Origin of the sequence: Pantoea sp. Cy-640 (assembly GCF_011752635.1) — a bacterium.
Lineage (GTDB): Bacteria > Pseudomonadota > Gammaproteobacteria > Enterobacterales > Enterobacteriaceae > Pantoea > Pantoea dispersa.
Genome location: NZ_VWXB01000001.1, coordinates 196,876 through 217,475, shown reverse-complemented (window position 1 = coordinate 217,475; position 20,600 = coordinate 196,876). Strand labels below are relative to the sequence as shown.

At 58.2% G+C, this 20,600-nt stretch carries 17 protein-coding genes; 7 read left to right on the top strand and 10 right to left on the bottom strand.

What is annotated here, in order from left to right; all coding sequences use genetic code 11:
• Positions 1 to 38: 38 nt before the first annotated feature.
• Positions 39 to 611 (top strand): cytochrome b, encoded by a 573-nt coding sequence (locus F3J36_RS01010; protein ID WP_141495573.1) that lies wholly within the window; start codon positions 39 to 41, stop codon positions 609 to 611.
• 1 nt (position 612) lies between these two features.
• Positions 613 to 1,188, top strand: a complete 576-nt coding sequence (locus F3J36_RS01005; RefSeq protein WP_021506439.1) for a YceI family protein — start codon at positions 613 to 615, stop codon at positions 1,186 to 1,188.
• A 44-nt stretch (positions 1,189 to 1,232) separates the two neighbouring features.
• On the opposite strand, the gene F3J36_RS01000 is transcribed toward F3J36_RS01005, so the two are convergent.
• Positions 1,233 to 2,288, bottom strand: coding sequence for a rhodanese-related sulfurtransferase (locus F3J36_RS01000; RefSeq protein WP_021506440.1), 1,056 nt, complete (start codon positions 2,286 to 2,288; stop codon positions 1,233 to 1,235).
• A 267-nt stretch (positions 2,289 to 2,555) separates the two neighbouring features.
• Between F3J36_RS01000 and F3J36_RS00995 the strand changes: the two genes are divergently transcribed.
• The 3 genes from F3J36_RS00995 to F3J36_RS00985 all read left to right on the top strand — a co-directional run bounded on the left by F3J36_RS00995 (position 2,556) and on the right by F3J36_RS00985 (position 4,824).
• On the top strand, positions 2,556 to 3,479 hold the full coding sequence (locus tag F3J36_RS00995) for a Kdo(2)-lipid IV(A) acyltransferase (RefSeq protein WP_021506441.1): 924 nt from the start codon (positions 2,556 to 2,558) through the stop codon (positions 3,477 to 3,479).
• A 558-nt stretch (positions 3,480 to 4,037) separates the two neighbouring features.
• On the top strand, positions 4,038 to 4,304 hold the full coding sequence (locus F3J36_RS00990) for a hypothetical protein (RefSeq protein ID WP_021506442.1): 267 nt from the start codon (positions 4,038 to 4,040) through the stop codon (positions 4,302 to 4,304).
• 121 nt (positions 4,305 to 4,425) lie between these two features.
• Positions 4,426 to 4,824: a MysB family protein gene (locus tag F3J36_RS00985; protein ID WP_021506443.1), complete on the top strand. Its 399-nt coding sequence runs from the start codon at positions 4,426 to 4,428 to the stop codon at positions 4,822 to 4,824.
• A 1-nt stretch (position 4,825) separates the two neighbouring features.
• Here F3J36_RS00985 and F3J36_RS00980 read toward each other — a convergent pair whose 3' ends face one another.
• From F3J36_RS00980 to F3J36_RS00970, 3 genes are all read right to left on the bottom strand, one after another.
• Complete coding sequence (locus tag F3J36_RS00980; RefSeq protein ID WP_166718670.1) at positions 4,826 to 5,065, bottom strand: YceK/YidQ family lipoprotein; 240 nt, start codon at positions 5,063 to 5,065, stop codon at positions 4,826 to 4,828.
• A gap of 226 nt (positions 5,066 to 5,291) precedes the next feature.
• Entirely contained in the window at positions 5,292 to 7,844 is a 2,553-nt protein-coding gene (mdoH, locus tag F3J36_RS00975; protein WP_088516455.1) for a glucans biosynthesis glucosyltransferase MdoH, read from the bottom strand.
• Complete coding sequence (locus F3J36_RS00970) at positions 7,837 to 9,372, bottom strand: glucan biosynthesis protein G (protein WP_211072823.1); 1,536 nt, start codon at positions 9,370 to 9,372, stop codon at positions 7,837 to 7,839. The genes mdoH and F3J36_RS00970 overlap by 8 nt, the downstream gene beginning before the upstream one ends.
• A 278-nt stretch (positions 9,373 to 9,650) precedes the next feature.
• Between F3J36_RS00970 and mdoC the strand changes: the two genes are divergently transcribed.
• Positions 9,651 to 10,796: a glucans biosynthesis protein MdoC gene (gene mdoC / locus F3J36_RS00965; protein WP_021506447.1), complete on the top strand. Its 1,146-nt coding sequence runs from the start codon at positions 9,651 to 9,653 to the stop codon at positions 10,794 to 10,796.
• Positions 10,797 to 10,836: 40 nt separating this feature from the next.
• On the opposite strand, the gene F3J36_RS00960 is transcribed toward mdoC, so the two are convergent.
• Positions 10,837 to 12,297 carry a phosphatidylserine/phosphatidylglycerophosphate/cardiolipin synthase family protein gene (locus F3J36_RS00960; RefSeq protein WP_166718669.1) on the bottom strand — a complete coding sequence of 487 codons (1,461 nt, stop codon included), beginning with the start codon at positions 12,295 to 12,297 and terminating at the stop codon, positions 10,837 to 10,839.
• Between the two features lie 152 nt (positions 12,298 to 12,449).
• Between F3J36_RS00960 and F3J36_RS00955 the strand changes: the two genes are divergently transcribed.
• Complete coding sequence (locus F3J36_RS00955; RefSeq protein WP_058769610.1) at positions 12,450 to 13,589, top strand: hypothetical protein; 1,140 nt, start codon at positions 12,450 to 12,452, stop codon at positions 13,587 to 13,589.
• Here the strand turns inward: F3J36_RS00955 and F3J36_RS00950 are convergent.
• The 5 genes from F3J36_RS00950 to F3J36_RS00930 all read right to left on the bottom strand — a co-directional run bounded on the left by F3J36_RS00950 (position 13,586) and on the right by F3J36_RS00930 (position 20,599).
• Complete coding sequence (locus tag F3J36_RS00950) at positions 13,586 to 13,762, bottom strand: hypothetical protein (RefSeq protein WP_021506450.1); 177 nt, start codon at positions 13,760 to 13,762, stop codon at positions 13,586 to 13,588. The genes F3J36_RS00955 and F3J36_RS00950 overlap by 4 nt on opposite strands.
• A gap of 313 nt (positions 13,763 to 14,075) precedes the next feature.
• Positions 14,076 to 16,277: a TonB-dependent siderophore receptor gene (locus F3J36_RS00945; protein WP_166718668.1), complete on the bottom strand. Its 2,202-nt coding sequence runs from the start codon at positions 16,275 to 16,277 to the stop codon at positions 14,076 to 14,078.
• A 181-nt stretch (positions 16,278 to 16,458) separates the two neighbouring features.
• A complete protein-coding gene (locus F3J36_RS00940) occupies positions 16,459 to 17,829 on the bottom strand; it encodes an efflux transporter outer membrane subunit (RefSeq protein WP_166718667.1) in 1,371 nt (456 codons plus the stop codon).
• Positions 17,826 to 18,917: an HlyD family secretion protein gene (locus tag F3J36_RS00935; RefSeq protein ID WP_088516450.1), complete on the bottom strand. Its 1,092-nt coding sequence runs from the start codon at positions 18,915 to 18,917 to the stop codon at positions 17,826 to 17,828. Before F3J36_RS00935 ends, F3J36_RS00940 begins: the two co-directional genes overlap by 4 nt.
• Entirely contained in the window at positions 18,914 to 20,599 is a 1,686-nt protein-coding gene (locus F3J36_RS00930; RefSeq protein WP_058780777.1) for an MFS transporter, read from the bottom strand. Before F3J36_RS00930 ends, F3J36_RS00935 begins: the two co-directional genes overlap by 4 nt.
• Between the last annotated feature and the right edge of the window lies 1 nt (position 20,600).

Sequence of the window (20,600 nt, the reverse complement as noted above, 5' to 3'; positions counted from 1 at the left end):
ATTCTCATTACCACTTATTTCCTGATAACGGCTTAACTATGTGGCGTAATTCTCCACGGCATTACGGTGCGTTAACCATTGCGTTGCACTGGCTGATGGCGCTGACGATTTACGGTATGTTCGCGCTGGGTTTATGGATGGTCGGACTTGGCTATTACGACGGCTGGTATCACAGCGCCCCTGAGATTCACAAAGGCATCGGCATCTTACTGTTTGCCGCTCTGCTGCTGCGCCTGTGCTGGCGCGTGATATCGCCGCCGCCGGCACCGCTCACCAGTTACTCGCCGCACGTACGCCGTGCCGCCCATGCTGCGCACTGGCTGCTGTATGGCCTGCTGCTGGTGTTGCTGATCAGCGGCTATCTGATCTCTACCGCAGACGGCAAGCCGGTCTCAGTGTTTGGCTGGTTTGAGGTACCGGCACTGTTTACCGGCGCGGGTGAGCAGGCCGATGTCGCCGGTGAGGTCCATTTATGGCTGGCGTGGGCTCTGGTGCTGTTGTCTGCCCTGCACGCCCTGGCCGCGCTGAAACACCATTTTGTCGATCGCGACATGACGCTGAAACGGATGCTCGGTTACCGCATCCCCTTAACCTCTGAAAAGGAAAAGTAATATGATCAGGAAAACCCTGCTGGCGCTCAGCGCCGCTGCCCTCTTTTCGACCAGCCTGAGTGCCAGCGCGGCTGAGTATAAGTTTGATAAAGAGGGTCAGCACGCGTTTGTCCAGTTCCGCATTCAGCATCTTGGCTACAGCTGGCTGTACGGCAGCTTTAAAGATTTTGATGGCAGCTTTACCTTTGATGAAGCCAATCCCGCCGCGGACAAGGTCAATGTGACCATCAATACCAACAGCCTCGATACCAACCATGCCGAGCGCGACAAGCATTTGCGCAGCGCAGATTTCCTCAACACCGGCAAATTCCCGCAGGCCAGCTTCAGCTCGACTGAGGTTAAAAAACAGGGCAAGGATTATAAGATCACCGGCAACCTGACGCTCAACGGCGTAACGAAGCCGATCACGCTGGATGCGCAGCTGATTGGGGAAGGCAAGGATCCGTGGGGCGGTTATCGCGCCGGCTTTGCCGCCAGCGGCGAAATTGTGCTGAAAGAGTTCAACATCAGCAAAGATCTCGGTCCGGCCTCGCAAAAAGCCGAGCTGATCATTTCAGTCGAAGGTGTGCGTCAGTAATCAGCAGTACAGCCTGGCGGGCAATGCGCCAGGCTGTTAAGCCATTACTTTTTGTCCGGCGCGGGGATCGCCATGGTCATGTTGAGTAAACCGCGCGATTTATTGAACACTTTGTTGCCATTTTCACGGCCAGCGCGGCGCGCGCGCTGCTCTTCCGGCGCCAGTTTCGACTCTTCCATGCACAGCGGGCTGCAGCAGTTCTGATACTTTTCCGCACAGCTCGGGCACTGAATAAACAGCAGATGGCAGCCGTCATTAACGCAGTTGGTGTGGCTGTCGCACGGCGCACCACACTGGTGGCAGCTGGAGAGAATATCGTCAGAGATACGCTCGCCCATGCGCTCGTCAAACACGAAGTTTTTGCCTTTGAAGCGCACCGGTAAACCCTGCTCGCGCGCGCGACGGGTATATTCGATGATGCCCCCTTCAATGTGGTAAACATCATCAAAACCGTTGTGCTTCATCCACGCACTGGCTTTTTCACAGCGGATGCCGCCGGTACAGTACATGACGATTTTTTTGTCTTTCTGCGCCTGCAGCATATCCACCGCCATCGGCAGCTGATCGCGGAACGTATCGGCTGGCACTTCCAGCGCGTTGTCGAAGTGGCCCACTTCGTATTCGTAGTGGTTACGCATATCCACAAACACCGCATCCGGATCGTCGAGCATGGCGTTGACTTCGGCCGCTTTAAGATAGTTACCGACGTTACTGGCGTCGAAGCTACCGTCTTCAATACCGTCAGCCACGATGCGATCGCGCACTTTCAGGCGCAGCACCCAGAACGATTTGCCGTCGTCATCCAGCGCGATGTTCATGCGCAGATTGTCGAGCGCCGGGTCAAAGGCATAGAGCATCGCCTTCATCGCCTCATAGCGACTGGCCGGCACGCTGATTTGCGCATTAATCCCTTCCTGCGCCACGTAGACGCGGCCGAATACCTTCAGCTGGGTTAAGGCAACATAGAGACGGTCGCGGAATGCCTGTGGATCGGCAATCTGGAAGTATTTATAAAAAGAGACTGTGGTACGCGGCTCGGTTTCAGCCAGCATACGTTCTTTCAGCTCTTTATTGGAAACGAGGTTGTGTAACACTGGCATGGTGAACACCTGTTAGCAATCAGAGAAATTTAGCGCGCATATGATACCTGAATTGAGCGTGATGCAAAGCCTCTGGTGCAATTCTCCTGCCGTCAGCCGCAATCGACGGGGTTCTGCGTTATGCTCGCCAATATCTGCGCAGAAATGCTGTTCGTCGTGCGCTGACGCATGGATGGTTGATTTCAGTCAGAGAGAAAAAATGGCATAATCCCGGCCAATTACAGAAACCGGACTCTCTGGTACACGACGCAGGACATTGATATTTCCATGACGCAACTTCCGCAATTTACCCGCGAACTCCTTCATCCACGCTACTGGCTGACCTGGCTGGGCATCGGTTTCCTCTATGTGCTGGTGCTGTTGCCCTACCCGCTGCTGTACGTGACTGGCTGCGGGCTGGGACGCCTTGCCATGCGTTTTATGAAGCGTCGTGTTCAGGTCGCGCAACGCAATCTGGCGCTGTGCTTCCCGGATATGCCGACCAGCGAACGCGAAGCCATGGTGAAGCACAATTTCGAATCGGTGGGAATGGGGCTGATTGAGACCGGCATGGCGTGGTTCTGGCCGGACTGGCGTATTCGTAAATGGGTCAGCACTAGCGGCCTGGAGCACGTTACCGAGGCGCTGGCACAAAAGCGCGGCATCCTGCTGATTGGCATGCACTTCCTGACGCTGGAGCTGGGTGCACGCGTGTTTGGCATGTACAACCCGGGTATTGGCGTGTATCGCCCTAACGACAACAAGTTACTGGACTGGCTGCAAACCTGGGGACGCATGCGTTCCAATAAAAGCATGCTGGATCGCAAAGATCTGAAAGGCATGATCCGCGCCATGAAGAACAACGACATCATCTGGTATGCGCCCGATCACGACTATGGCCCGCGCAGCAGTGTATTCGCCCCGTTCTTTGCCGTTCAGGAAGCCGCGACCACCACCGGCACGCATATGCTGATTCGTCTGGCCAATCCGAGCGTGGTGCCGTTTCTGGCACGCCGCCTGCCGCACGGCCGCGGCTACGAACTGAAAATGATGCCGGATATCCGCCACAAATTCTCACTGGAGAGTGAACTGGATACCGCTATCGTGATGAATAAAGTGGTAGAAGAGACGGTGCTGCTGGCGCCTGAGCAGTATATGTGGCTGCATCGCCGCTTTAAAACCCGGCCTGAAGGGCAGCCTTCACGCTATTAATCGGTTGCGGGGTATTATCAATGCCCCGCGTTATTTTCCGCACATTTGCCTTAATTCACGTGATTGTCTGCGCAGTGGCGCGCTAAAAAAGGCCCAGCCTGAACTGCTATGCCTTCCACTCGCTGACACTTACATCAACGACACCCTTTACGCTGCCTGCTGCTATCTTGCGCATTAATCACGGTTTTTTGCTGCTACGCCAACGCGTTCTCCCTCGCCCGCCGCTGCTTTTCAGTGCCTGAGTTTGTACGGCAATATGCGTAAAATATGGCGGGTGCGGATCTGATTTTGATGACTTCCAGGCCTTTTCCTATTTAATTTTACTCAGGCTTGCCGTCTTGTTTACTTATCTAATAAATTTTACTGATTAAACAAGTGTTTGTCTGAAAGTTAACCGCCATATTCTCTTTTGATTAAAAATTCATCTTTAATATATCTTTATGGAATTGGTTAGCCCGATCGAATCCAGTTAGTTTCGACCCTGACAGTTAGTTCGTTAACTGCGCGTTTAAAAATATAAAAAGATTACACACAGCAAATATATTCAGGACACATAATATGAATAAAGGTATCTACTACTACGTGACGATCAGTACCGATCAGGAGGGTTACCATCTGCTGCATCGGAAGGAGTGTAAACGTCTGCCGGTTAAGGAGGATATGGTGTTCATCGGTACGCTCTATAATTTAAATCAGGCTTTGGCCACCGCACGAATTAATTTTAAAAAGGTGAAACCCTGTATTAAATGCTGCATCCGTTATTCTGCACCCGTGTTACGCGAGTCGGTACGACCGGTTCTGCACTTTCCGCAAAAAATGATGTAACCGGCGCGGGTGGATGACTTTTTACGCATCCACCCCGTCATTGTTCTCTCCCGCCCTGACAGCCGCCAATTTTCGTCTATTCTTCTGTGAAATCCCTTTTTGCACTGACAAGGAGTTGCAGATGAGCCTGTATAGTACGTTAGAAGAAGCCATTGAAGCCGCACGCGAAGAGTTCCTCGCCAGCCAGCCTGAACTGGAGCAGGATGACGCCAGCGTCAGCCAGTTTGCGCTGCAGAAGTACGTGATGCAGGATGGCGACATTATGTGGCAGGCGGAGTTTTTCGCTGATGAGGACGGCCAGGGCGAATGCCTGCCAATCTGCAGCGGTGAAGCGGCGCAGGCGGTGTTCGACGGTAATTTCGATGAAATTGAGCTGCGCCAGGAGTGGCAGTCGGAAAATACCCTGCACGAATGGGACGAAGGCGAATTTCAGCTGGAGCCGCCGCGCGACCTGGAAGAAGGCGAGGCAGCGGCCGAAGAGTGGGAAGACGACGACAGTCCGTCAGACAACTGGGCGTAAGTTACTCGTACGGGCCGTGCTGTGCGTCAACCGGCAGTAGCAGCGTGTCCATCACCAGCGACAGCGGCAGATCGAGAATGGTCAGCACGCGCCACGGCCCGTCACGCACATCCCACTGCACGCCCGGATAATACTGGTTGCCGTGCCCCTGTCCGGGTACGGTCCGGCTGATAATGCTGCCACAGCCCGTCAGCAGCAAAATGGCGGCGCACAGCGCGATTAACTTCAGGTAATATTTCACTGCATTTACTCACCCTGAACTGACACCCCTGATTCTGATGTGCGTCAGTGACTGTTTAAATGTGCTCAGGAACGCTGGCACATGTCATCGCGCCATTTTAGCTGCGGGTGCAGCTAAACCGCTATGCCTTTACGCGTAAAGATTGTGTGAGGCGCGTTAAGCACTTCGCTGAAGCGCAGGCATAAAAAAAGCGGCATCGCTGCCGCTTTTCATCACTGTTAGCCTGTCAGGCGCGCTGAGGCAGCGCCTGCGGGTTAAGCGTGAGTTTCTGATAACTCTCAACCCACTGATGATATTTATCCGCACTTTCCCACAAGCGCGTGTGCACGCGCGCCAGCACCACCGGATCGCTGATCAGCTGCAGACGCTGTTCGCGATTCAGTTTTTCCGGCGCATCGCTCAATGCCTGATCGACGCGGCGATCGCGTGCGTGATCCAGCAGTGCACTCTGCTTATGGCGCGATGTCGCCATCGCCGTCGCCAGCGCGTTGAACGCCGGATTGAACAGCGCATGCATGAAGCCATGCTTCAGCGCACGTTCACGGTTCAGCTGCAGATAGTGATCGGTGTCGACCAGCTCTTTCGGCGGCTCATACTCTTCCGGGATCAGGAACAGCTTTGCACGCTTACTCTTCAGCCCGACCGTGGCACGACTCGACATCACCGAGACAAACGGCGACAGAATCAGCGAGAAGACGATTGGCGCCAGCCACCACAGGAAGTTGAGATCGAGCACGCCCATCCCGACGGCCCAGACAATGCCCAGCAGCATCTGTGAACCATGGCGACGGAACGCTTCGCTCCACGGCGTGGCATCATCGTCACGCTGCGGCGAGTTCCACACCACTTCCCAGCCAAGGAACGCGCTGACCACAAACACGGTGTGGAACAGCATGCGCACCGGTGCCAGCAGCACCGAGAACAGCATCTCCAGCAGCAGCGACAGGAACAGGCGGAATGCGCCACCGTACGGTTTGGCCCCTTTAAACCAGATCAGCACCACGCTGAGCAGTTTTGGCAGGAACAGCAGCACCAGCGTGGTGGAGAACAGCGCGATGGCCAAATCCGGACGCCACTGCGGCCACACCGGGAACAGCTGACGCGGCTGCAGGAAGTAGGTCGGTTCCATCAGCGTATGCACCACCTGCAGGGCGGTCGACAACGCAAGGAACATAAACCACAGCGGTGCCGACAGGTAGGACATCACGCCGGTCAGGAACACCGCGCGGTGCACCGGGTGCATGCCTTTTACCAGGAACAGGCGGAAGTTCATCAGGTTGCCGTGGCACCAGCGACGGTCACGCTTCAGCTCATCCAGCAGGTTCGGCGGCAGCTCTTCATAAGAACCCGGCAGATCGTAGGCGATCCACACGCCCCAGCCGGCACGACGCATCAGCGCCGCTTCCACGAAGTCATGTGACAGGATCGAACCGGCGAAGGAGCCTTCACCCGGCAGCGGCGCCAGCGCACAGTGTTCAATAAATGGCTGCACGCGAATGATGGCGTTGTGCCCCCAGTAGTGCGATTCGCCCAGTTGCCAGAAGTGCAGACCGGCGGTAAACAGCGGCCCGTAAACGCGGGTGGCGAACTGCTGACAGCGCGCATACAGCGTATCCATGCCTGACGCTTTTGGCGACGACTGGATAATACCGGCGTTCGGGTTCGCTTCCATCATGCGCACCAGACCGGTAAGACACTCACCGCTCATCACGCTGTCGGCGTCCAGCACCACCATGTAGCTGTAGTTGCTGCCCCAGCGACGGCAGAAGTCATCGATGTTGCCGCTTTTACGCTTCACGCGGCGGCGACGACGGCGATAGAAGATCTTGCCCGCCCCACCGACATCCCGCACCAGCTCCATCCACGCTTTTTGCTCGGCGATGGCGATGTCGGCATCGTAGCTGTCGCTCAGGATGTAAACGTCGAAATGCTCCGCGTTACCGGTGCGTTTCACCGACTCCCAGGTGGCGCGCAGACCGGCGAACACGCGTTCCACGTCTTCGTTACAGATTGGCATGATCAGCGCGGTGCGATGTTCCGGATTGAGCGGCTCATCACCGGTGGTCGAGTACGAGATGCTGTACTTATCGCGACCGATCAGCAGCTGCAGGAAGCCCATCAGCGCGGTCCAGAAACCAGCCGATACCCAGCAGAACAGGATGGCAAACAGGAACAGGATGCCAGTCTGCAGAATATACGGCAGGATCAGCTCCACCGACTGCAGCCAGTTCTGGTTAAACAGCTCGACCGGATCGAGCAGCGTCCAGCCCTGATACGGCAGAATGGTTTTCATGTACCAGGTGGCGACCACGGTCTGCAGAATGGTCAGAATCAGCAGCACGTAGCGACGCATGGAACCTACGTGGCGCCATTTGTCTTCCGCTTTCTGCTCTTCCACCGTGGCATAGCGTGGGTTGCCTTTTTGCCCGCGCAGGGAATCCCAGGCGCGCGCAATCGGATTAGTCCGCCAGGCTTCCGGGAACATCAGCGAACGCTTCACTGGCGGCATCGCCTTCAGCGTGGTGCGGTCGAGATAATCTTTACTGAGCTGCTGGCCATCGGCGAGCGAATCCGGCCACGCCATGGATACGCGCGACGAGACCGATTTCAGCGGCGCATCGTCCGGCCGTTCGCTGGCGGCGATATCCTGCCCCAGCGCGCTGTGAATGGCATGAAACGCCTGCGCATTCTGCAGCGAGGCGCTGAGCGTGGCGCGTGCTGCCGCATCAAGCGGCAGCGCCTCCACGTAAGATTGAGGTAAATAAGTCGATTTATTCATTGGCAGGTAACTGATAGCTCCAGGTTTCCGTCAATGTCTTGTCGCCGCTCACCAGCGCCGCACGCATTTCGGTCGGCTGCTTGTTGTCTTTCACGCGCAGACGCAGCACCAGACGCCAGCCTTTGGTGACCGGGTTGTAGCGTACGCTCTGCTCGACCACGTCGGCGTTGTTACCGACGCTGACCTGCGGCGCCACCTGGGTATTTTCCGGCAGCTTGCTCATCGCTTTACCGACAAAGTCCACGGTAAAGGCGATGGAACCATCCGGCTGACGCACCAGATTAGACTGCTTCACATCGCCCGCAGAACGCAGCGTGTCTTTCACCCAGGCCACATCGTCCTGGTGCAGCTGGTTTTCATCACGCGTAAAGTGCAGACGGTATTTGAAGTTCATCTCTTTGCCTGGCTCTGGCGGGCTCTCCGGCGTCCAGAAGGCCACGATGTTATCGTTGGTTTCATCTGCCGTCGGGATTTCCACCAGCTCTACGCGGCCTTTGCCCCAGTCGCCCTGCGGCTCAACCCAGCCGCTTGGACGCAGATCATAGCGGTCGTCCAGGTCCTGGTAATGGCTGAAGTCACGGCCACGCTGCAGCAGACCGAAGCCTTTCGGGTTTTCGATGGTAAAGGTGCTGACCGCCAGGTGTTTCGGGTTATTGAGCGGACGCCAGATCCACTCGCCATTTCCGGCGTGAATCGACAGGCCGTTCGAATCATGCAGCTCCTGACGGAAGTTGCTGACCGGCGACGGCTGGTTAGCGCCAAACAGGAACATACTGGTGAGTGGGGCTACGCCGAGTTTGCCGACGTTGTCACGCAGATACACTTTAGACTGCACGTCCACGGTGGACTCTTTGCCCGGCTGGATCACAAAGCGATAGGCACCGGCGGCGCGCGGAGAATCCAGCAGCGCATAAATCACCAGCTGTTTATCCTGCGGCTTCGGCCGCTCGATCCAGAACTCTTTAAAGCGCGGGAACTCCTCACCGGAAGGCAGCGCGGTATCAATCGCCAGACCACGCGCCGACAGGCCATACACCTGGCCTTCGCCAATCACGCGGAAATAGCTGGCACCCAGGAAGCTGGTGATCTCATCGTCTTTACCCTTTTTATTTAAAGGGTACAGCACTTTGAAACCGGCAAAACCGAGGTTTTTCACCGCATCGGCATCGTGTTTCACGTTGCCGAAATTGAAGTAGTCAGGGTTATATTTGATTTCACGTACCGAAGACGCGGTGACTTCATTGATTTTCACCGGCGTGTCGAAATACATGCCCTGATGATAGAACTCGAGCTTAAACGGCGTGCGCAGTTTGCCCCAGTATGCTTTGTCGTGGTTAAACTGGATCTGCTGATAGTCAGCAAACTTCATTTCACGAAACTGAGAGGGTAAATTGCTTTTTGGCGCTTCAAAACCTTTCCCTGCCAGCGCCTTAGCTTGCTTTGCCACATCATCAATGTTGAACGCCCAGCTATTGTTGGCGTACAACGCCAGCAGAACTGCTGCGCCTACCCAGCGCATCTTCACCAGCCCGCCATTATTCTTCACTTTAGTCAGCACATCCCCCCCTTTCGTGTGCTTAGATCAAACCCATTTATCTTAAAGGATTATTCGGTTTTCCGACAGCTTATGTAAAAGATTGTTCCCCTGATTCGTAAGCCGAAAGTGTACTTTTCGGATAATTAAACCCGGAAGATTAAGAAACAGATTCACCTGATAGTATACGCTGTTTACAGCCGGTAGAATTTCGTCCGGCATAATCCGGTTTCAGGGTGAAACCGGCAAGTAAACTGACAAACCGGAAGCTTATGAGTTCAGCCAAACCCGAACGTGAATATTTCCTCGACTCGATTCGAGCGTATTTAATGCTGCTGGGCGTGCCTTTCCACGTCTCGCTGATTTACTCGACCCAACGCTGGTCGGTTAACAGCCAGGACGCCTCACTGTGGCTGACGGTGCTGAATGATTTTATTCACGCCTTCCGCATGCAGGTGTTCTTTGTTATTTCAGGTTATTTCTCATATATGCTCTATCTGCGCTATCAGCCCAACCGCTGGCTGAAGGTGCGGCTGGAGCGCGTCGGCATACCGCTGTTAACCGCGGTGCCGCTCATTACCCTGCCGCAGTTTTTTATGCTGAAAAATCTCACCAGCAAAGTCGGCGACTGGGCAAACTTCTCGCTGTATGACAAGTACAACGCGCTGATGTGGGATCTGATTTCGCACCTGTGGTTTTTACTGGTACTGGTGATTCTCACCGCGTTTGGCATGCTGAGCTTCCGCTGGCTGCGCGATCAGCAGCGCCGCATCGATTATCAGCAGGTTGGCTGGGGCAAGCTGACGCTGGCCCTGCTGGCTTATGCGCTGGTGTGGTGCGCCTTCCGCCGGCTGATTTTCCACTTTGCTCCCGCGCTGTTAATGGATGGTCTGTTCAGCATTGCGGTGATGCAGTCGCTGTTCTTCCTGCCGTTCTTTATGCTGGGTGCGCTGAGCTGGAAACATCAGGCGCTGAAGGCGCTGTTTGTGCGTTTTAATCCGGTGATGTGCTTTGGTGCCATTGCGGTGTTTATCGCGTACAGCCTGAATCAGCGCTACAGCAGCGGTGAAGGCTGGCTGTACGAGCTTGATGCCATCATTTCTACGCTGATGGGCTTGTGTATGCTGAACGTCTGCTTCAGCTTCGGCCACAAGCTGCTGAACAGCCACTCGCCGCGCATCATGTATCTGGTGAACGCGTCGCTGTTTATTTATCTGGTGCACCATCCGCTGACCATTCTGTACGGCATCTACGTTACGCCACACATCAGCAGTAATACGCTGGGCTTCTTTGTCGGCCTGCTGATGGTGTTTGGCGTCGCCTTTGCCCTGTACGAGATTCATCTGCGTATCCCGCTGCTGCGCTTTTTGTTCTCCGGCAAGCCGCAGCGCAAACCAGAGACCTCCGCGCAGACGTAACGGCGTGCTTACCCGCCGGGCTGCGCGCGTTGCAGCCCGGCTATAGCAGCCACTCCACCGGCAGACGCCATACCAGCCGCACCAGCAAACGCTGCAACAGCGTGCACTGCGGCTCGTGCTTATGCACCACTTCCCGCGCTTCGCCGCTGTACTCCACCCAGTTAACGCGGCCCCACTTATCCAGCCGCAGTGCCCAGGCGCGGTCGCGCATGCCGCTGCTGAAGCGCTGATGGGTCTGCTGCGCCAGCGCTTCGCTCTCAATCACCAGCCCCATCTCCGTATTCAGCACCGCCGAACGCGGATCGAAATTAAACGAGCCAATAAACACTTTGCGGTTATCGACGGTGAAAGTCTTGGCGTGCAGGCTGGAGCCGGAATTCCCGGTCAGGCCGCGATCGTGCGGGGCATCCGCGGCATTGGCCTGCGGCTTCAGTTCGTAGAGCGCAATGCCGTGACGCAGCAGCTTCTTGCGCCAGCGCGCATAGCCGGCGTGAACCACGGTGACATCATTGGCGGCCAGCGAGTTAGTTAAGATGGCGATCTTAACGCCCCGCCGCTTCAGCGCCAGCAGCTGTGCCACCCCGGCACGGGTCGGGACAAAATAGGCCGAAATAATATCGAACTGCTGCTGCGGCGTGCCGATTACCTCCAGCATGCGCTGCGGCAGCAAAGAGGAGCGCTTCGCTTTGCCCAGCCCTTTGCGCGGATCGTCACTTAACAGCCGCGTGTGTGCCCAGGTCATGCTCAGCGAGCCCTGCTCCAGCTGGCTGACAAACGAGGATTTCTCCAGCCGCGCCAGATAGCGCTGCACCGCCTCGCTCTGCTGCCACTCCGGCGGTAAACGCACCGCTTCATGCGGCGGTGCGCCGCTGTCCACGACGCTGCGCAACGGCGATACCGCTTTGCTGTGCCAGTAGCGGGCGAAATCTTCCGCCACTTCATCTACCGCCGGCCCCAGCGCCAGCACGTCGAGATCGGTAAACAGCGGCTCATTACCGGTGCCAAAATATTCGTCGCCGATGTTACGGCCGCCCACCAGCGTTACCGCGCCGTCCACCGTCAGGCTTTTGTTGTGCATCCGGCGATTCAGGCGGGCGAAGTCAGTCAGATAGCCCAGCGCGCGCAGGGTTCGAAACGAGAAGGGATTAAACAGCCGCACGGCGATATTCGGATGCCGATCGAGTTCGGCCAGCGTTTCATCCAGCCCGGGCGTATTGTTGTCATCCAGCAGCAGGCGCACCTGCACGCCGCGCTCCGCCGCATCCAGCAGCGCGCTGAACAGCAGGCGTCCGGACATGTCGTTGTGCCAGATGTAATACTGGACGTCGATGGTGTGCTGCGCCATGCCCATCAGCAGATAGCGTGCCGCAAACGCATCCAGCCCATCGTTCAGCGGATGAATGCCGCTCAGTCCCGGATGACGGGCACATTGCTGTTGCGCATGTTCTCTCAGCCCGTCGCCCGGCCGTTCGCGTGAGGAACGCAGTGCCGCTTCGCTCATACTCAATCCCTGCTTACCCTGAAGCTGTTATTGTTGGTATCACCGCACGTAAAGGCAATCAGAGCCGTCTACTTCCGCGTCGGGTGCGGCGTTAATTTAGTCTAGACTTAGCCAGGCGTTCTGCATCCGGCGTTCTTCGTGAGGAGAAGATCATGACTCAGCTATCCCCGCGCCATCAGCCCCGGCTATTTCGCAGCTTTTTTCAGGGCAGCTTCCCCTGCTCTACCGCCTGCCGCAGCGGCGGGCGACGACTGGATATGGTCATCAGCAGCGGCCACGACATGCTGCTGGAGAAAGATTACGCCGCGCTGGCGCAGGAGGGATTGCGCACCGCGCGCGACGGCGCCCGCTGGCACCTGATTGAAGCCACGCCAGGTGAATACGACTGGCGCACCTTTCTGCCGATGATTCACGCGGCGGCGCGCCATGATTTACAAATCATCTGGGAGCTGGCGCACTTTGGCTACCCCGATCATCTCGATATCTGGAAGCCGGCGTTTGTGGAGCACTTTGGCCGCTTCGCGCGCGCCATGGCTCAGCTGATGCGGGATGAGGGCGTGGAGCAGCCGTTCTTTACGCCTATCAATCAGATATCCTTCTGGTCATGGGCCGGCGCCGATGTCTCGTGGCTCGATCCCTATGCCAGCGCACGCGGTCGCGAACTGAAACGTCAGCTGGTGCGCGCCTCGCTGACGGCCATGCACGCCATTCGCGACGTCTATCCGGACGCCCGCTTCGTGCTGACCGACCCGCTGGTGCAGATCGCCGCCGATCCGCATAACCCCGACAGCAAACCTTATGCCGACAGCCAGCATCAGGCGCAGTTTGAAGCCTGGGACTGGCTGGCAGGACGCGATGCGCCGGAGCTGGGTGGTCAGCCCGATTTTCTCGACATCCTGGGGCTGAACTATTATCCCGACAACCACTGGTTCTTCTCCGGCGACACCATTCCACCCGATCATCCGCAGCGTCAGCCGCTGCACCGGCTGCTGATGCAGTGCTGGCAGCGTTATCAGCGCCCGCTGCTGCTGGCAGAAACCGGCGCGGAAGGCGACGCGCGCGCGCCCTGGCTGCGGCATGTCAGTGAGGAAGCGCGGCTGGCCTTAGCGCAAGGCGTGGCGCTGGAAGGTATTTCGCTCTATCCGGTGGTGGAGTATCCGGCGTGGGCCGACGATCGGCGCTCGCCTGGCGCGCTGTTTGGTCTGGGCGATCCCAATGGCAATCGCACCCTGCACGAAGCGCTGGCGCTGGAATTACGCAGTCAGCAGATTAAATGGCGCACCCAGGATTAAGAGTGCTGCACCGGGCTGGCGGTTTTGGGCGGGCAGGTTTGAACATCCAGTGACGGATCGGCTGGATGGCGCACGTCCGTCAGCCAGGTCATGGTGAAAAGGAACACTACGCCGATCAGGCAGGCGGAAAGCAGTCCAATGATGGCGATCAGTTTGTCATCCCGGGATTCCATCGACATCTCCTTGCGGGCGTCCGTAGTCGGTTGCTGGCCTCAGCTCATCCATAATGTAAGCATCAGGACGAAGATTATAAGGGTAACCGAGGTCACTGCAAGTACCACAATGGCGAAGTGCGCATCATCCAGCGGTTGCCGTAAAGGTTCGTCGTGATCGTCAGGTGGCGCGGGTGAACTCATGATGACTCAACAGGAAAGAGGCGTTTTTCAGCGGGATTGCCGCACAGAGTGTAATGGAATAGCGGCCAACGTACAGCACTATTTCTGTCGGAAAAGACCACGGAGCGTCACTACGCCCCGTGGTGGCCGCTTAGAAATCGTAGCTCATGCTGATTTTCAGCGTGCGCGGGTCGCCCTGCGCGAGATAGGTGCCGGTGTCATCAACGTTTGACCAGTACTTCTCATTGGTGACGTTTTCGACCGCCACGCGCCACACCAGATCGTTCTGATTCACCTTCATGCGGTAACGCATACCCAGATCCAGCGTGGTATAGCTGTCCAGCTTGAGGGTGTTGGCCGAGTTGGCATACTGAGAGCCGCTGTGGTTGAGCAGCGCCGTGGCCGTCAGACCCTCCACCGGCTTGATGTCATACTCCGCGCCCAGCGCGTAGGTGTAGCGCGGCACGCCGATCGCCTGTTTGCCATCGTAAGTGCCGCCGGCGGTTTTCTTCATCACCGGATCGATCCAGGTGGCGCTGGCGTTGAGGCGCAGGCCCAGCACCGGCTCACCAAACACGTTGGCTTCCATGCCGCGATGGCGCTGCTCGCCATCCATGACGTAGACATTGTCACTGTTGATCAGGCCGGACGGTTTCTGGATTTCGAACAGCCCCAGCGAGCCGCCGATGCGGCCGAAATCCGTTTTCACACCGATCTCATTCTGCTTCGAGTGCGCCACGCCGGTCACGGTGCCATAGTTGACGGCGTCTTTAGGGGCCACTTCACCAGGCTGCAGCGCTTCCGTATGGTTCGCGTACAGCGCCACTTCTTTCCACGGCTTGTAGACCACGCCGTAGGTTGGCATCCAGCGGCCGTTGGTGAAGCGCGAATCAACGCTTTCCGCGCCGGTGTTGTAGTTATAGCTGCGCACCACCACTTTCTGATGGCGAGCACCGACGGTCACCAGCAGCGTATCGTCCAGTAATCCCAGCGTATCGCTCAGCAGATAGCCCTGGGTGCGGGTGCGCGACGTGGTGAGCGGATCGGAGAACTTGCCGCCGGCGAAGGTGGCCGCCGGTTCCGCCACGTCACCGCTGTGGTAGATATTAAACGGCGTGCCCACCAGCGACATGTCGTAGGCATTTTTCGCATTGGTGGTCAGCGCCGAGTAACCCACGTTGACTTTATGACTGACGAAACCGGTGTGGAACTCACCGCGCAGCCCCACCATGCCGCTCATGTTGTCCTGAATGCGGTTGGAGTAGAAGCTGCTGATGGTGCCGTCACCGTTGCTGTTGGTAATGGTCGGCGCGCCGTAGTTGCCGGTTTCATGGGCGTGCTGTGCGCCGAGGCCGGCATAGGCCGTCCAGCTGTCGGTAATATCGTATTCTGCTTTGGCGATACCGAATTCAGATTCCATATCGCTGTACACCCATTGCTGGCTGTAGTTGTGCGAATTTGACGGCACCGGCGGGATCACCCCGGCGCTGGCGAATTTCACGCCCTGTAAGCCGTCATGGAAGGTTTTCTTCTGATAGCCAACGTCCAGCGAGGTGCGCAGCCGGTCGCCGCGATAATCAAGACCGACCGAAGCCGCCGTGGTGCGTTTTTTCTCGCCGTCAACGCCGGTTTCACCTTCGCGATGTACGGCATTAACCCGCACGCCAAACTGATTGTTATCGCCAAAGCGGCGCCCCACGTCCAGCGTTCCGCCAACCTGAGACGAGGAGGTGTAATCGAGGCCCACGCGATTGATCGGCGTATCTTCGGCATGTTTCGGCTCGAGGTTGATCATACCGCCAACGCCGGAACTGGCTGCGCCGTTAACCAGACTGTTGGCGCCTTTGAAGATCTCCACGCGATCGATCAGCGAAGCGTCCATCACCTGGCGCGGCACCACGCCCGGCAGACCGCCGAAGGTCATATCATCGCCGTCGAGCGTGAACCCCCGAATGCGGTAAGTTTCAGCGAAATTGCCGTAACCTTTGACGTTCTGCACCCCCGCATCGTTGCGCACCACATCAGCGATGGTTTGCGCTTGCTGGTCCTGAATCATTTTTGCCGTATAGCCGATGACGTTGAACGGCACGTCCATGGCGTTTTGCTCGCCCAGCATGCCGAGGCGACCGCCGTGGGCAATCTGGCCGTCGAGAAAGGCCGGTACTAAGTCGTTGCCGCCGGGTTTGAATTCACTCTGCGGCGTGGCGGTGACGGTCAGCGTTTGCTGTTCGTTAGCGCCCTGAGGAGCATTACTGGTGTTAGTGGTAGCAGCCATCACTGGCAAACAACCGGCGCTGACCAGCATGGCCAGCAGCGTCGGTTTCATTCCGGGATTGAAAGGCGTTCTGCGCATGGTTATCCCCTGATGTAAATTATACTGAGAATCATTATTATTGCGGTTTGCGATTATGCGCAGCGTACAGCTAAATGCAAGCAATTTGCTAACAGTGATGTTCAGTGAGAGGAGAGGCAAGAACCGCCGCTAAACAAGGAAAGCGTTGCAGCAGTCACGTACCAACGTAACTGCCGCAGTGTTACCCCTGCCAGCCGCCGCCAAGGGCGCGGTAGAGATCGATTTGCGCCAGCAGCAGCGTGTTTTTCACCGCCACAATATTCAGCTGGGTGCTGAACAGCGTGCGCTGCGCATCAAGCTCATCGAGATAGGACGCATAGCCATTCTGATAACGGTTGCGCGCAATCCGCCACGCCTCGGCAACGTAGCGCTCCTGCGCCTGCAACTCTGTCAGCTGCTGCTGGCTGCGCGTGATGGCATCCAGTGCGTTATCCACCTCGGCAAAGGCGTTGCGCACCACCCTTTCGTAGCCGTACAGCGCCTGGTTGCGCGACGCCATCGCCACATCCACCTGCGCGGTCAGCGCTTCGCGGTTGAGCAGCGGTGCCAGCACGCTGCCGCCGATGCTCCACAGGCGGAACGGATTATCCAGCAGATCGTGTAGCTGGCTGCTCTGCAGCGTGCCGGACGCCGTCAGGTTGAGCGATGGCAGCAGCTGTGCCTGTGCCGCCGCCAGCGACGCGTCGCCCGCCAGCAGCAGGCGCTGCGCCTGGACTATGTCAGGCCGGCGATTCAGCAGCTGCGACGGCAGCAGCGCCGGCAGTGCGTGGGGTCGCAGCTGGTCGAACTGGCTGCTGCGCGCAATCTGGCGCGGATTCATGCCGACCAGAATGCTGAGCGCGTTCTCCTGCTGGGCGATCTGATGCTGCAGCTGCGGAATTTGCGCTTTCGCCGTCTGATACTCCGACGCCGCCTGCATCCATTCGAGCCGCGAGGTATAGCCGGTTTCGAACTGACGCTGCGCCAGGTTCAGCGAGTTCTGCCGCGTTTCCAGCGTAGCCTCGGTCACGCGCAGCTGCTCGTCGAGCGCGCACAGGCTGAGGTAACCGGACGCCACTGAACTGGCCACCGTCAGCTCGGCTGCCGAGGCCGCCGCACGCTGCGCCGCCAGTGTGGCTTCCGCCGCGCGGATGCTGTTGCTGCGGCTGCCCCATAAGTCGACCTCATAATTCGCCTGCAGCAGTCCCTGAAATACCGCACTTTCGTACGGCTGACCGGTCGCCGCTGACAGCGCACGCTGATGGGTTGCCGCCACGCCCGCCGACAGCGTGGGGAAGTTGTCGCCCTGCGCAGCGCGCAGCTCGGCGCGATACTGATCGACGCGCGACCGTGCAATGAGAATATCGCTGTTGTGCTGTAGCGCCTGGTTCACCAGCCAGTTGAGGCGATCATCACCAAAGCTGCGCCACCACTGCGCTTCCGGCGCGGCAGCGGGCCCGACCTGCTGGCGCCAGTCGGGCGGAATCGGCAGCGACGACGGTGCCTGCTCCACTTCGCGGGCGCAGCCGGTCAGCAGTAGCGCGATGAGCGCCGCGAGTAACGGCCGCTTCATAACGCATCCCGGTGTGGTTCGGCGGCGGTATCAATGTCGACTTCCACTGACATCCCGGGCCGCAGCTGCTGCAGATCGTCACCAAGAATTTTGATGCGCACCGGAATGCGCTGGGCGATTTTCACGAAGTTACCGGTGGCGTTATCTGGCGAGATGGCGCTGAACTCAGATCCGGCGGCGGGCGAGATAAACTCAACGCGGCCGTCAAAGCGCTTGCCGTCCAGCGCATCAACGCGGATCGACACCGGCAGGCCGGGGCGCACGCGCGCCAGCTGGGTTTCCTTCAGGTTGGCAATCACCCATTTATTATCCGGCACCACCGAGGTCAGCCGCGTGCCGGCAGTAACGTAGGTACCTTTGCGCACCGACAGCTGACCGAGCTGGCCGCTGTCCGGCGCGATAATACGCGTGTTGTCCAGATCGATATTGGCCAGCTCCAGTGCCGCCTGCGCGCTGGCTACGTCGCCGGCCAGCGCCGCGCGGTTGACGATGGTGGTTTGCAGATTCTGCTGCGAGACCGCCACCTGCGCCGCCGCCTGCCGCAGCTGGGCCTGCGCCTGCGCATTGGCTGCGCGCGCGGCGTCACGCTCGCGTACCGACAGCGAACCATCCGCCGCCAGATTTTCCACCCGCTTCAAATCCAGACTGCTTTTCAGCGCCTGCGCTTTGGCATTCTCCAGCGCGGCTTTATTGCTGGCGATAGTGGCTTCCGCACTCTTCTGCTGCTGCTGGTTGTTATTCTGCGCGGCAATCTTCATCGCCAGCTGTGCCTGCGCCTGATGCACGCGCTGGCGATAGATACGATCGTCAATGGTCATCAGCAGCTGTCCTTTGCGCACCGGCTGCAGATCAACTACCTCAACGTTCGTCAGATAGCCGCTGACCTGCGGGCTGATAAAGGTCACCTGGCCGCGCACGTAGGCGTTTTCCGTTGACTGGATGGTGCTGGTAAAGGGCCACAGCTGCCACGCGTATAAAATCACCAGCACGCCCACGATGGCGATACCGCTCCCGGCGGCGATAGAGAGAATGCGTCGGCGGTTGGTGCGCTCGCGCTCCGCAGCCTGTAGATCGTCCTGTTGACTCATGGTGTCTCCGTTCGGTTTGCTGGCGCAGCCTGCTGCTGTTGCTCAGTCAGATTATGTCGCGCCTGGCGCCAGTTAAGATAACGCAGCCGCGTCAGGCGCCACAGCACCCACATCAGCGTTACCATTGCCAGCGCGGCGGTCAGTAAATAGGTATCGTTATAAGCCAGCACGTTGGCCTGCAGCGTGGCCACGGTTTGTAGCTGACTGCTGCTCTGCGCGCTGAGCAGGCCGCTGTCCGCCAGCTGGCTGCGAAACAGCGCGCTGTACTGGCTGAGGCGATCAACCACATTGGGATCGAGCAGCGACAGCTGATCGCCCAGCAGGCTGGAGTGATATTTTTCGCGCCACGTCTGGAAGGTGCCGAGAATGGCGGAGCCAATCAGCCCGCCAAGATTCTGGCTCATGCCAAACAGCACGACAAAACTCACCAGATTTTTCGGCTGAGTCACCACGCCGCCGATGCCAAGCAGCATCGCTGGCCCAAGGAAAAAGGCACTGCTGAAACCGAGCAGAAACTGGCTGAAGTAGAGATTGCTGGCGCGCGTCAGCGGGCTGGATTGCGCATCCATTAGCGAGGCGACAATCATTACGGCCAGCGAGACCACGATTGGCCAGCTCAGATGGTTGGGTTTGATGGTCAGCGCGCTGGCAATCATGCCGCAGATCACGCCCGCAATGATCGCCAGCGCCAGCCCGCGCATCTGATCGTTGAGCAGGCCCAGCTGCTGCAGAAAGCCCACCGCACCGGTATTCTGCTCGGCCAGCACGATGCGCATCATGATCATCACGATGCCGAGCCGCACGATCATGCCATTGCTCAGCCAGCGGGTGTTAATCAGCGGGTTAGCGCGGTTATGCTCCAGCACCACCGCCGCGACAATCAGCACCAGCGCCAGCGCCAGACAGACGCCGAGCCAGGGTGTGCTGAACCACCACTCAATGCGCCCGAGCGACAGCACGCCGCACAATAACGCCATGCCCGGTGCCAGCAGCATAAAGGTGACGAAATCGAGCTTTTCGAACGCTTTGATGCGGTCGCCCGGCGGCAGCTTGACCACCAGCACGCAGCCCAGCGCAATCATCGCCAGGCCCAGTTCAAACAGATAGAGGCCGCGCCACTCCTCCAGCTGCAGCAGCTCGCTGGAGAACAGCCGCGCCAGCGGAATCGCCAGCTGTGAGGCAGTGATGCCAATCACCAGCGCTTTGAGACGGTGCTTCGCCGGCCAGGCCTGGATCTGATAATAGATGCCCAGCGAGCTGAGCGCCGCGCCCACCATGCCGTGCGCGGTACGCACGATAATCGCTGAGCTGAGATCGTTAGCGAGGATGTGAAAAAACGCCACGATGACGTACAGCACCAGAAAGGCTTCGGTAAACAGCCGCAGACCAAACTGCTGGCGGAACTTCACCAGCAACAGATTAATGGAGATATTGCCCATCACGTAGACCGCCGGCAGCCAGGCGATTTCATTGCTGTATGCGGCGAAGGTGCCCTGCAGATTGGTGAGGTTGGCGGTCACCAGCGCATTACTCAGCGCGCCGGTAATGGAGATCAGCAGGCCGATCAGGCCAAACGCGATGCGTTTCGATGGCGCATGCAGCGGTGTCGAGGGCGATCCCGGCAGCATCGGCTTTTCGTGCGGCAGCCATTCGCGAGGGGCATACGGGTTACGTTTCGCCACG